The sequence below is a fragment of the Fervidicoccaceae archaeon genome, assembly GCA_038878695.1.
In the GTDB taxonomy this organism is placed as follows: Archaea; Thermoproteota; Thermoprotei_A; order Sulfolobales; family Fervidicoccaceae; genus JAVZVD01.
This window is the reverse complement of sequence record JAVZVD010000002.1, coordinates 64,194-76,592: the sequence shown is the minus strand read 5'-3', so window position 1 is coordinate 76,592 and position 12,399 is coordinate 64,194. Positions and strand designations below refer to the sequence as shown.

General features: G+C 62.0%; 12 protein-coding genes. 7 read left to right on the top strand and 5 right to left on the bottom strand.

Annotation, left to right across the window (positions count from 1 at the left end; genetic code table 11):
• Positions 1–94 precede the first annotated feature (94 nt).
• Positions 95–1,252, top strand: a complete 1,158-nt coding sequence (locus QXU97_03760) for an MFS transporter (GenBank protein MEM4035709.1) — start codon at positions 95–97, stop codon at positions 1,250–1,252.
• Between the two features lie 26 nt (positions 1,253–1,278).
• Here QXU97_03760 and QXU97_03755 read toward each other — a convergent pair whose 3' ends face one another.
• The 3 genes from QXU97_03755 to argC are packed head-to-tail and all read right to left on the bottom strand — an operon-like array spanning position 1,279 to position 3,576.
• Positions 1,279–1,722, bottom strand: a complete 444-nt coding sequence (locus QXU97_03755) for an Lrp/AsnC family transcriptional regulator (protein MEM4035708.1) — start codon at positions 1,720–1,722, stop codon at positions 1,279–1,281.
• Entirely contained in the window at positions 1,700–2,512 is an 813-nt protein-coding gene (locus QXU97_03750) for a [LysW]-aminoadipate/[LysW]-glutamate kinase (GenBank protein ID MEM4035707.1), read from the bottom strand. The genes QXU97_03755 and QXU97_03750 overlap by 23 nt, the downstream gene beginning before the upstream one ends.
• Before the next feature lie 11 nt (positions 2,513–2,523).
• Complete coding sequence (gene argC, locus QXU97_03745) at positions 2,524–3,576, bottom strand: N-acetyl-gamma-glutamyl-phosphate reductase (GenBank protein MEM4035706.1); 1,053 nt, start codon at positions 3,574–3,576, stop codon at positions 2,524–2,526.
• Between the two features lie 142 nt (positions 3,577–3,718).
• Between argC and QXU97_03740 the strand changes: the two genes are divergently transcribed.
• The 3 genes from QXU97_03740 (at position 3,719) to QXU97_03730 (ending at position 5,879) form a co-directional block, all read left to right on the top strand.
• Complete coding sequence (locus QXU97_03740; GenBank protein ID MEM4035705.1) at positions 3,719–4,417, top strand: HAD-IB family phosphatase; 699 nt, start codon at positions 3,719–3,721, stop codon at positions 4,415–4,417.
• 36 nt (positions 4,418–4,453) lie between these two features.
• Complete coding sequence (gene yciH, locus QXU97_03735) at positions 4,454–4,792, top strand: stress response translation initiation inhibitor YciH (GenBank protein ID MEM4035704.1); 339 nt, start codon at positions 4,454–4,456, stop codon at positions 4,790–4,792.
• Between the two features lie 145 nt (positions 4,793–4,937).
• Positions 4,938–5,879 (top strand): transcription initiation factor IIB, encoded by a 942-nt coding sequence (locus QXU97_03730; protein MEM4035703.1) that lies wholly within the window; start codon positions 4,938–4,940, stop codon positions 5,877–5,879.
• Between the two features lie 16 nt (positions 5,880–5,895).
• Here the strand turns inward: QXU97_03730 and prf1 are convergent, their stop codons facing one another.
• On the bottom strand, positions 5,896–7,017 hold the full coding sequence (prf1, locus tag QXU97_03725; protein MEM4035702.1) for a peptide chain release factor aRF-1: 1,122 nt from the start codon (positions 7,015–7,017) through the stop codon (positions 5,896–5,898).
• Positions 7,018–7,096: 79 nt separating this feature from the next.
• Between prf1 and QXU97_03720 the strand changes: the two genes are divergently transcribed.
• Positions 7,097–8,524 carry a TldD/PmbA family protein gene (locus QXU97_03720; GenBank protein MEM4035701.1) on the top strand — a complete coding sequence of 476 codons (1,428 nt, stop codon included), beginning with the start codon at positions 7,097–7,099 and terminating at the stop codon, positions 8,522–8,524.
• Between the two features lie 7 nt (positions 8,525–8,531).
• Positions 8,532–9,857 carry a TldD/PmbA family protein gene (locus tag QXU97_03715; protein MEM4035700.1) on the top strand — a complete coding sequence of 442 codons (1,326 nt, stop codon included), beginning with the start codon at positions 8,532–8,534 and terminating at the stop codon, positions 9,855–9,857.
• Here the strand turns inward: QXU97_03715 and QXU97_03710 are convergent.
• Positions 9,841–11,163, bottom strand: coding sequence for an MATE family efflux transporter (locus tag QXU97_03710; protein MEM4035699.1), 1,323 nt, complete (start codon positions 11,161–11,163; stop codon positions 9,841–9,843). The genes QXU97_03715 and QXU97_03710 overlap by 17 nt on opposite strands.
• A 98-nt stretch (positions 11,164–11,261) precedes the next feature.
• Between QXU97_03710 and QXU97_03705 the strand changes: the two genes are divergently transcribed.
• Positions 11,262–11,735, top strand: coding sequence for a YkgJ family cysteine cluster protein (locus tag QXU97_03705; GenBank protein MEM4035698.1), 474 nt, complete (start codon positions 11,262–11,264; stop codon positions 11,733–11,735).
• Positions 11,736–12,399: the final 664 nt, after the last annotated feature.

The window sequence follows — 12,399 nt, the reverse complement described above, 5'->3', positions numbered from 1 at the left end:
CGAAGCTCCGGGAAGCTCGCTGCTCGACCGGCAGGCTCACGCAGGTTTTTAGTCGGGGAAGCGTTTCGCGCGAACGCGGAGGTCGCCGCTCTCGATGAGGAGAGAGCTGGCTGTGCTCCTGCTCCTGGGCCTGGTCTCGCTAACGGCCGACGTGGCCTACGAGGGGGCTAGGTCCGTCAGCGGGCCGTTTCTCGAGAGCCTCGGCGCCGCCCCATTGATGGCAGCTATCGTCGGGAGCGGAGAGCTCCTGAGCTACGCGATGAGATTTTTGGGAGGCTACGTAGCCGCGGCATTCATGTCATCGACTGTGCTCTGGGCAATCGTGATAGCGGGCTACGCCGTCAACCTCGTCGTCGTGCCTCTCTTGGCTTTCGCCGGTCAGTGGGAAATCGCCGTGGCGTTGTACCTGGCCGAGAGAGTGGGCAAGGGGCTCAGAACCCCGGCTCGAGAGACGATACTGGCCGAGGTCTCCTCGAGCATTGGGCGGGGCAAGGGCTTTGGGATCCACGAGGTATTAGATCAGGTGGGAGCCTTCGCCGGTCCCCTGGCGGTCTCTCGGGCTTTGAACGCGGGCGGCTACTCCCTGGCGTTTTTGTCCCTCTCGCTGCCGGCCGCGGCGTCAGTGGGACTCGTCGCCGCGGCCGCACTGATGTATCCCAAGATAAAGTCTGTGGATCGCGGGTCCGCGCCGTCCGCTGGCCTCAGAGGCCTCCCGAGGAGGTTCTGGCTCTACACGGCGTCGTCCTCTCTGCTTCTGGCTGGCTATATTCACTGGTCCATCGCGTCGATGTACATAGCCTCGGAGAAACTTGCCTCTGCGTCTGATATAGCCCTCGCGTACTCCGTGGCCATGGCGGTCGACGCGCTAGTAGCTCTGCCGGCTGGCATTATGTACGATAAGCTCGGCCTGAAGAGCCTCACCCCTGCTCCCTTGCTCGTCACTCTGATCCCCCTCTTCATGTTTCGCTCGGAGATCTCGGCTTCTCTCTACGTCGTCGGAGCCCTCTGGGGGGTAGTGATGGGTCTCTACGAAACCAACATGAGAGCGGCCGTCGCGGATCTCGTGGAGCCGCGCGACAGATCGATGGCCTATGGCACCTTCGGCCTAATGACGGGGGCTTCGTGGTCAGCCGGGGGCTTCGTCTTCTCTTCCCTCCTGAGTCGCGAATCCTCGCTGCTCCTCTATGTCGCGTTAGTCGAGGCCCTCTCTCTGGCCTCTCTCCTCTGGCTCGCGAGGAGCGATGAGCGGTGAGAGTCGCGGCGCGAGAGAGCCGGGCCTCACCAAGCTCTCAAAACGATGAGAGTATTAGTCGAGGCCACTCCCTCGGTCCTTCTGAGGGAGTCCACGAGCTTATTTATTGTCTGAATGTTCGGCGTCGATGCCACGACCACCACGTCGTACTCTCCGGCCACCTCGTAGACTTGATCTGCCATGTCCAGCTCGGCGATCTTCTTAGCGACGGCGGGGACGTCGTAGCCTGGGAGGACCTTGAGTAGCACTACCGCCTTGACCTTTTGAGCGATCTCGTACTCTATGGTGAATCTCTTGATGATGCCCGAGCCGACGAGCTTATCGACCCTCTTCTTCACGGCGGTCTTGCTGACGCCGAGCCTCTCGGCGAGCTCTCTGTAAGAGATCCTCGAGTTCCTCTTGAGGAGTTCCAACAGCTCCAGGTCCTTCTCGTCGAGCCTCAGGGGGCTAGAGTCGCTCCGTTCCGACAATCACCGTGCCACCTCCTCTCAAGGCCTCCCCGATGGGGTCCTCCGTGAGGCCGCTGGCTATGACGGCTCGGCCCACGCCGCGCGAGACGGCTTCGGCCGCCAGAGCGAGCTTCCTATTCATGCCAGGCCCCACTCGTTCGGCGAGCAGCGAGGCCTCGGAGGGCGAGAGCCTCTCGACGAGGGAGCCGTTCACGAATACTCCCGGCACATCTGTGAGCAACACGAGAGCCTCGGTCCTGAGAGCCTCGGCGAGCCTGGCCGCCATCTGGTCTCCGTCCACGTTGAGGGGGACGCCGTCTCCGTAGGCTATTGGCGCGATCACGGGGACGTGGCCGAGCTCCAGGAGGCGCTCGATGAGCGAGGCGTCCGCGCTCGTTATCTTGCCCGTGTAGCCTCCCTCAACCAACATCTTCCTGCCCCTCTCGTCGACCGCTATCAGCTTTTTCTTCCTCTCGGCAATCACGAGCGCTCCGTCGAGCCCGCTCAGCCCCACGCTCTTGACCCCGCGTGCCAGCAAGCCGGCCACTAGCCTCTTGTTGACGAGGCCGGCCATGACCATGAGGTAGACTTCGAGCTCTTCCCAGCTTGTGTACCTACTCCTAATGCCGCTGGGACTGACCAGGAATCTGGGTTGAATGCCCAGCTTCTGGCAGAACTCGGTGACCTGGTCTCCCCCGCCGTGAACGAAGACAAGCCTGGTCCCAGATTTCCACGCTGCGGCCAGAGAGTCTAAGAGTCTCTCGAAGTTGCTCTTCAGGACCCTCCCGCCGACTTTAACTACTATCGTCACGCTGAGCTCACCTAAGCAGGCCTCACCGGGGGCAGCACGAGCCCCGCGGTCTCGTCGAGGCCCAGAGCCACGTTGAGAGCCTGAATGGCCTGACCCGAGGCCCCCTTGACTAAGTTGTCTATGGCGGCGAATCCCGAGACCCTCGAGGTGTAACTCTCCAAGGCGAAGCCCACGTCGGCGAAGTTGCTGCCCACGACGTTCTTAGCGTCGGGTAGCTTATGAGGGGTGGCATAGGTTATTCTGATGAACGGGGATCCCCGGTAGAATCTGGCGTAGGCTTTCCACAGCTCCTTCTCGTCTACGTCTACCGCGAGCCAGGAGTGGACGCTCGCGAGCGCCCCCCGCACGCTGGAGACGGCGTGCGGAATCAGCGACGCTCTCATCCTCTTCCCTCCGGCGAGCTTCGACGCCTCTTGGAGGAACTCCTCGAGGTGTCTATGCCCCCAGGCCTCGTACGGTCTTATGGCGCCCTCCCTCTCCGGGTGGTGGCTCCCCTCGTAGGGCCTCCTGCCCGCCTCGCTGCTCCCCACCTTGACATCTATAATCAGAGTGCTTAGGTCCGCGATCCCCTCTTTGATGAGGGGGGCCGCGGCCAGCAGAGCCGCCGTGGAGTTGCAGCCGGGCGATGCTATGAGCTTAGCCCCTCGGAGTTCCTCTCGATTCAGCTCGGGTAGCCCGTAGACGAACTTGGAAAGCAGGTCGGGGTACGGGTGCTCGAAGCCGTACCAGACCTTATATTTCTCGGGGTCCTTGAGCCTGTAATCCGCGCTGAGGTCGACGACTATTGTGCCGACCTCGGCGAACTTGGCCGTGATGTGTATGCCCTCGCCGTGCGGCAAGGCGTTGAAGACCACGTCGACATCTGGGAGTGACCCCCCGCTCGGGTTCTCGAACCTGAGATTGGCGTAGAAGCCCTTCAGGTGGGGGTGAGCATAATAGACCGGCTTATCGCTGTAGGTCCTCGAGTAGACCTTCTTCACCTCGATCTCGGGGTGGAGAGCGAGGAGCCTCAGGAGCTCCCCGCCCGCGTACCCGGAGGCTCCCAATACGGCCGCCGCGCGCAAGGAGCATCACCGCCGCTCAGACAGCCGCCGCGCACTCATCCGCTAGGTCGCCCGGCCCCGACGTGGGGCAAGCTCGTCATTGCGGATTCAGCGCTTATTAGCGCGGCGGAGGGCTATAAGCTGAAGGGAGCAGAGCCGCGCGTTGAGCTCAACGACGCCGAGAAAAGTGAAGATCGTCGCCTTCGACATGGACGGAGTCTTGGTGCCTCACAAGAACAGCTGGGACCTAGTCCACGCTCGGTTCGGAGTGCTGAGAGAGGCAGAGGAGCTCGCTCTCATGTTTCGGAGAGGCGAGATAGATTACTACGACTGGCTCTATTTATCCACGCTGCTCTGGCTCAAAGCGAGCGGGGGGACCGCGAGCAGGAGAGACCTAGAGAAGGTCTTCGAGAGGGTCGACGTGGATCCACGCTTCCTCGACGTTATCGAGAGGCTGAGATCTGAGGGGAGGAAGATCGTCATAGTGAGCTGCGGCGTCAGCGTCCTCGTCGAGAAGATAGCCAAGAGAGTCAAAGCCGACGAGTGGCACTCCAGCCTGCTCGTCTTCGACTCGCGCGGTCGCCTGGTACCGGGGGGTATTCCGAGGGTCGAGGCGGGCGGCAAGGGGAGGGTCCTGTTGGAGGTTGCCGAGAGGATGAGGGCTAACCGCTCTGAGCTAGCTTTCGTTGGAGACAGCGTGTGGGACAGAGAGGCGTTCGCCGTGGCCGGCCTCCCCATACTCTACGGGGACGACCAGGTCGAGGCGGAGGTGTGCGCGAGAGCTCGCTCGCCCGAGGAGATCCTCGATATAGTGTCCAGTTACGAGAGGGGAGCGCTCGAGTGCGAGGACCGTGCCAAATAAATATCCGAGTCGATAACAGAAACTGAGCAAGCGGGCGTGGAGAGAGGTCAAAAGAGGGTAATGGGCAGCGGAGACGAGCTCGGCGCGATATGCGCGGGTCTTCCCCCGGAGTTGTGCGAGCAGCTAGCTCGAGAGCAGCAGATCATCAAGATTCGGCTCGAGAAGAGGAAGTTTGGCAAAGAAGTTACCATCGTCGAGGGCCTCGATGAGAGGGAGCTGAGCCTCAAGAAGCTCGCCTCTCAGTTAAAGTCTAGGCTAGCGACCGGCGGAACGGCTAAAGATGGGAGGATAGAGCTTCAGGGAGATCACAGGCAGGCCGTCCGCGAGATCCTGGAGGAGATGGGCTTCCCCCCGGAGAACATCATTGTTATCTGAAAATCATAGAATTTTTATAAATAAAAAACTTACATTATGAATTTAAGTCAAGACGCGAAAAGCTTATTCGAGGAGCCACGACGCCGCTTTTAAATCTATCTCGCATCGCGGTTGCGATCCCGCTCTACTTAGAGGTTGGTGAGCCGTGAGTAGAGCCGAAGAGCGGCCCGAGAAGAGCGAGTCAGCGGAGTGCCCGCCCGACGCCGTGGTCTTCGACCCAGAGAGAGGAGAATACATCTGCGCCGCCACCGGAGAGATCATAGAGTCTAGGCTGGTCCAGCAGGGCCCTGAGTGGAGGGCGTTCACGCCTGAGGAGAAAGAGAAGAGGAGCAGAGTGGGCGGCCCCCTCTCGCCCACGATACACGACAGAGGACTCAGTACGATGATAGATTGGAGGGACAGGGACGCCACCGGCAGGAGGCTCGAGCCAAAGACGAGGCTCGAGTTCCTCAGGTATAGGAAGTGGCAGATCAGGAGCAGAATACAGAGCGGCATCGATAGGAACCTGGCTCAGGCGATGAACGAGCTCGAGAGACTCTCCAATCAGCTCAGGCTCTCTAGGTCGGTTCAGGAGGAGGCAGCCATAATCTACAGGAAAGCCGTCGAGAGGGGCCTCGTGAGGGGGAGGAGCATAGAGAGCGTCGTCGCCGCGGCGATATATTTGGCCTGCAGATTGAAGAGGGCTCCGCGCTCCTTAGACGAAATAGTCCTCCACACGAAGTCTAACAGAAAAGAGGTCGCCAGATGCTACAGGCTTCTGGTGCGCGAGCTACAGATAAGAGTACCTCTCGCCAATCCTCTGGACTACCTCCCCAGGATGGGCAGCCTCCTCGGCCTCAGCGGTAGGGTCCTGAAGAGGGCGGCCGAGATAATCGAGGCCGCTAGGGAGCACGCCATAACGGCCGGCAAGGACCCGGCGGGCCTCGCGGCCGCCGCCATATACCTGGCTACCCTGCTCGAGAACGAGAGGAGGACTCAGAAGGAGATAGCCAACGTCGCCGGCGTGACCGAAGTCACGGTGAGGAACAGATACAAGGAGCTCGTAACGACTTTGAAGCTCGAGGTCCCGCTCGAGGAGAAGATCTGAGCTCGAGAGTCCCCGCTCAGGAGCCGCCCCGGGCTTTGAGTCTGAGCACGCCAGCGACCCCCCCGAAGGCTCTCGAGAGCCACTCGTTCTCGGGGATGCTGCTCGGTACTATCACCACCTCAGCCCCGGAGGACGAGGCCTTGCTCTTCAGCTCCTCTAGCTTGGGGTGATCCTCGACCACGATCAGGGTCTCGAGGACCCTGCTCTCGATCGCGCTCGAGACCTCGCTCTCCCCGAAGACGGCCAGTCCATCATCTCTCGCCATGTGGACCTTAAGCTCCTCGATCTTGTTGACGATCCGCGCGTACTTGTTGCCTTGGATGACGTTCTCGGCCTTCAGCACCATTTCCCTCAGCCCGACCTCCCCCTGGTAAGCCACGTCGATGAGCGTCGGCAGGACTAGAGCTCTCAGCCTGTGGTCGAGGTACTCGCCGCTCACGAAGTCCTTCTTACTGTAGCCAGGTCCCCCGATCAGCAGGCCTCTCAGCCTCCCCTGCGCTAAGTAGGGCTCCAGGAGCTCTTTGGCTCGCTCGGCCACCTTCTTGTAGAAGTCCTCGACCATCTGCTCGATTATTCTGTCGTACCTCCTCTGGCTCTGCCCGCCTTTGCTGTGTTTGCCGGGAATGTAGTCGGCCAACTCGTCGAGGACGGTTATCCTGTTACCGGCCAGAAGGCCTATCGTGGCCTCGTCCCTCTCCACGATTATCAAGCCGTAGAGCTCCTTCTCCTCCAACATGTCCTCGAGGAACTCAGTATGGAACCACTTATCGGTCCTGTAGAAGAAGACGCGAACGGCCTCGGGCGGGGAGAAGGCTACGCATATCTCGTCCCTGTTATCGGAGTCTTTCCCGCAGAATAGGGCTAGGCCGTTCTCGGGGATCTTCTGAATCATGGAGAGCCTCTCGAGAGCCATGGTTAGAGCCGCTTGGACGGCGTCTTTCGTCCTCTTGAGCTTTATGTTATCCGTTATGCTGAGCTCCTGCCTCAGCAACGAGATCACGTCGCTGACGGGCCTGCCGGGCGGGACGTAGAGCGAGAGCAGAGTGGTGGCCGGGGCCTTCCACGTCTTGAGCTCTCTCACTATTTGGGCTAGAGTCGCTCGATCGACCTTCAGCTTCCCCTCGAGAGCCGCGGGCACGATCGCCCCTCCCTCCAGAGCATAAGCTATTGAAACTCTATTATCTTTGAGCGATCTACCCCCGTAGCGGTCGAAGCTCTTGGAGGATCTAGCGGAGCTGGCCGTGGAGAGAGCCCTCGAGCTCGGGGCGGATTACGCGGAGGCCAGAGTCCACTCGATCGTCGGAACGGGGCTCCACGCGAGGAACGAGTCACTCGTGGGAGTCGAGGCTCGCAGATTTCTCGGGCTCGCCGTCAGAGTCATCGTCGACGGAGCCCTGAGCTTTACGTCGACCTCCCGCCTGACGAGAGAGGAGGCTAGGAGAGCGGCCGAGGCCGCCTACTCCTCGGCCAGGGCGCTGTCAGCGCACGTCAGACGACCCGTCGAGTTCTCGCGGGAGAGGCTGGGGAGAGCCGACGTCGCGGTGAGGCCGAAGAAGGACCCCCTCGCGGTCTCTCGCGAAGAGCTCTCGTCTCTCGCGAGGGAGCTCTGGAGCGGCGTCTCGAGCTCTGCCTCGAGAGTAAAGGTCAGCGTGCTATATCAGCACGTGCTCGTTTGGGTAGAGGAGAAACTAATCGTTAACAGCGATGGGGGGATGGTGCGGTCCTACACGCCCAGGAGCTCCTACTTCTACAATCTGGCGCTCTCGTCGGAGAAGGGGGCTCTCAATAGATGGTACGAGCTCTCGGCCTCGGGGGGTCCAGAGCTGCTCGACTCGTGGAGACTGAGCGAGAGGCTGAGCGACGAGCTGATTAGACTGGAGAGAGTGCTCGTCGAGGGCAGGTCTCCTCCCTCTGGCAAATTCGACGTTGTTCTCGGGAGCGAGATTGTGGGTCTGGCGGTCCACGAGTCCTGCGGTCATCCTCTCGAGGCCGATAGGATCTTGGGGAGAGAGGCAGCGCAGGGAGGTAGGAGCTACGCCGGAAGAGACGCGATTGGCACGAGGCTCGGCGGCGAGATCGTCAGCGTAGTCGATGACCCAACCATACCCGGAAGCAACGGGTTCTATCTCTACGATGATGAGACCGTGCCAGCGAGGAAGAGATACTTGATGCGGAGGGGGGTGATCGAGGAGCTCCTCCACAACAGGTGGACTGGGTCGGTCTTCGGCGTGGGGAGCAACGGGTCGGCCAGGAGCTCGAGCCACGTCGGCGAGCCGATAATCAGGATGGCCAACACTTACATGGAGCCGGGGGACCACTCGCTCGAGGAGCTACTCGAGGGATTGAAGGAGGGGATCTACGTGAGGAGCTACATGGAGTGGAACATAGACGACAGGAGGTGGACTCAGAGATACGTCGGCCTCGAGGCCTACTACGTGAGGGGGGGCGAGCTGCTGCATCCCCTTAGGAACGTCGCTATGGAGCTCACCACGGCCGAGCTCTACTCGAATATAGATGCCCTGGGCCGAGAGCTTGAGTTCCACGCCGGGGTGTGCGGGAAGGGCGAGCCGAGTCAGGGCGTCCCGATATGGGCCGGAGGACCGCACGCCAGAGTGAGAGGAGTCAGGGTGAGGGCATTTGCGTGAAGCCTCGTTGAGCGAGCCGCTGCGGCTCGGCGAGAAGATTCTGAGCTCTCTGCGCGAAGTGGCCGATGAGGTTGCGGTCTTAGTCTTGGAGATCGACGGCCTGATGGTGAAGCTATATGATGGGGAGCCCAGCGTGGCTCAGAGCTGGAGAAGGACCTCGGTTGGCCTCTACGTTGGAAGGAGCGGCAGGCTCGCTGTGCTATTCGTCGATTCCTCCGACCCGGAGGAGGTGGCGCGAGCGGCCTCGGAGACGGCCAGAGAAATCGAGCTCCTGGAGCCGTCACTTTACGGAGTCGAGCTCCCGGAGCCTGAGCGCCACGAGCCTCTGAGGGACTCGTTTGATGGCCGCGTCGAGGAGGTCCTGAGCGAGCCGAAGAAGCTCGTCGAGTTGGTGTTCGGGACGGCGCGAGCCGGGGAGTCCGGCGCCTCGGGCATGGTGAAGGCCGGGATCGTCAGGAGGGCCCTCCTCACTTCGAGAGGCTTCGAGGGCGAGGATATCCGCACGTTCTTCGGCGGCTACTTCAGGATCTTCGGGGAGAAGTGCAGCGGGCAGTGGGCCTTCACCTCGACCAAGCTGAACGAGAAGTTGCTCGAGAGATCGCTCGAGAGAGCTCTGGAGCTCTCGCGCCTCGCCCTACCGCGCGTCGGCGTCGAGCCCGGCAGGAAGACGGCGCTCCTGTCTCCGATGGTCGTGGCGAACCTCGTCAACTACGTGGCGGGGGCAGCGAGCGCTCTGGCGATCGACCTCGGCTTCAGCTTTCTCGCTGATCGAAGCCCGGGCGACGTCGTGGCGAGCGAGGAGTTCACGCTCATCGATGCCCCGAGGAACGCCGATCTTCCGAACGCAGCCTCGTTCGATGACGAGGGGCTCGCCACGCGCGATAAGCCGATCATTGAGAGAGGGACCCTGAGGAGCCTGTTGCACAACTTTAGGACGGCGGCCAAGCGGGGAGCGAGGTCGACGGCGAACGCCGGCTGGATCGAGCCGAGGCCTTGGAACCTCGAGGTGGCTCCCGGCGATTGGGAGCTCGAGGAGGCTGTGAGGGAAATGCGCGAGGGGCTTATCGTGACGAACAACTGGTACACCAGGATCCAGAACGCGATCGAGGGCAGCTTCAGCACCGTGACGAGAGACGCGCTGATATACGTGAAGAGTGGCGAGCTCGCTGGATTGATCGAGAGGGCGAGGATCGTTGACACGCTACCAGGTCTCCTCTCTAAGATAAGAGGCGCCACGGTTGAGCGGTGGCCCATAGAGTGGTGGGACGCCGACATACCGACGCTCTGCCCCTACCTGCTCGTCGAGGACGTAGGCTTCACGACGGTGGACTAGGCGTCCCCGGCCCCTCCACCAGCTTCCTAGCGAGCCTCCCGGTGCCCAGCAGCCTCCAGGCGGCTAAGCCGAGCAGAGCTCGCCCATAGCAGTCCGTTATCTGAGTAGCCCACGCCCCGGGAGCTCCGTGGCTCGCTGCTAGGATCTGCGCAGGCAGAGCTCTCAATAGCACCACCGACGCGATCGTTATCAAAGTGGGAAGCTCTACTCTGCCCATTCCACGGATCGCCCCGAAGATCGCGGAGCTGAGACCGAGACCGACCTCGCTGGCAGCCGCCATTAGCAGATAGATCATCGTGAGCCTCTCGACGAGGGGGTCATCGACGAAGATCCCCCCGACGAGAGGCGAGAGAGACGCCAAGAGCGCTGCGGCCGCGCCCATCCACGCGACCCCGATCTTGGCCCCTTCTCTGACGACTCTCGAGGCGCTCTCGGGACTCGCGGCTCCCACCGCTCGCCCAGCCTCGATGAGCGTCGCCAGGCCCACGGCGAAGCTCGGCTGGATGATCAGCATCTCCACGGTCACGCCTATGTTGTGAGCCGCCAGAGCCTCGGTGCCCCCCCGCGCCACGGCATTGATATAGACGTTCTGAGCCGCGCTTGCCGCGAGCCTCTCGGCCGCGAGGGGAGATCCTGTCGCCACCGCGGCGAGGGCTAGCCTGCCCGGCCTAATCGAGGGCCTGATCGGAATCGGCGGCTCGAAGAGAGCGTAGGAGGCCAGACCGACGTAGCTCGCGAGCGATGCTCCCAGGCCCGCGCCGAGCGCCCCCATGGGCTCGAGCCCGGCCCACCCGAGCGCTAGGCCGGGGATCAGGATCGATCCCGCGGCAGCGGAGACGACGGAGCTCAGCGCCGCGGGCCAGGGCCTGCCGCCGCACCTGTAGGCCGCGCTCAACACGGAGCCGACCATCGTGGCCGGTGCCGAGAGGATCCTCGCCGACGCGTACCTCAGCCCGACGTCGACAACCTCGCTGTTTCCTCTCGATACGACCCACAGATAGCCCTCGAGCCATAGGGGAGACGAGCACACCACGAGGAGGGACGCCGCCGTGGAGAAGCTCAGGGTCTCCCCGATCACTCTGCTCGCCACGCCCTCTCTGCGAGCCCCGAGAGCCTGCGAGGCGAGCACCATGACGCCATTCATGAAGACCTGCGAGAGAGCGCCGAGGAGCGCGAAGAGATACGACACCGCTCCCGCCGCCGCGACTGCCGCGACCGATACGCGGGATAGCGTCGCCAGAGCGACGAGGCTGAGCACTGACTCGTTGACCAGGCCAACGGCTATGGGGAGAGCCAGGCTCGCCACCCCGCTCTGAGACGCTCGCTCGGCGGGCGCGCCACAACGCAAATTAATGCCCCCGCTCCCTCCCTCGATCAGCGCCTCGAGGAGCGCATAATCCGCGTATGCGAGACCTCAGGAAATATTTCGATTTCGTAGACTTCGGGGAGATCTGCAGAGATTGTCGCGAGAACTGCTGCAAGAGGTTCTACGCGGTTCTCCTGCCGGACGAGGAGCACGAGTTCGCCGATTTCTCGGACGAGGTCGAGACCCCCGAGGGCAGAGTCAGGACCCTAGGATCGCCTCGCGGGAAGCAGTGCCCCTTCTTGGATCAGCGCGGCTGGTGCACGATCTACCCGAGGAGGCCCTATGATTGCAGGACCTGGCCCATTCTGCTCTACTACGATATCGAGAGGAGAGAGAAGGTAGCTTACCTGGACCTCGACTGCCCGGCTGCCGCTCAGGGCAGAATACCGAAGGAGCTCGTGGACAGAATCATCGAGACTTACAAGAGGCTCGACGTGGACGAGAGCTGGCTCAAGAGATTCACGCTGGCTCCCTGGCCCAATAATCTCGTAGAGCTGGCCAGGTGGCGCTGAGCCCGAAAGCCCCTAACTTTTTCTCCCCTCTCGCAGCTCTCGCTCGTTGATCGTGATCGAGAGAGGGCGGACTAGCCGTTCGGTGAGGCGCAGGACAGGTCTCTATGTTATGACGCGTTCGCATGTCATCGGAGAAGGGGAGAGCGCGGCGGAGAGGAGCCCTCTCGGCGCTGATCGCCGTCCTGCTCCTAGTGGTTGGAGCATTTACCTACATGGCCTGACAGGAGACGGTAACCCCGGCAACCTTTACGAGGACGGGGCTTAGGATGACCACGGTCATCGTGACGCCGGGGCTGAAACTCAATTGATAAGGCCGTGGAGGATAAGCTCGATGTTCAGGACAGCGATCGCACCGCGTTTCGATGACCCTAGAACCAGTGAAATAGAGGGGATGAATGTAAACCCAATGTGAGGTTGCGGGGCTGCCACTTCGTTCCTCGGGCTGCCCCGATGCTCGCCGAGTGGGGCCGCTCGGCCCACGGCAGGTACCTGCCGGAGGCTAAGGAACGAAACATCGCGGTCGCGGTGACAGAGGATGGGGCGCCGGCCTTCGTGGACTATGACTTCAAGGGTCCCTCCAGAGCGGCCTGCCAGCAGCATCACACGTGGAAGGGCTTCGCCAACCGAGCAAACAACCCATCGCCTATAACCCAGCCAACAACAC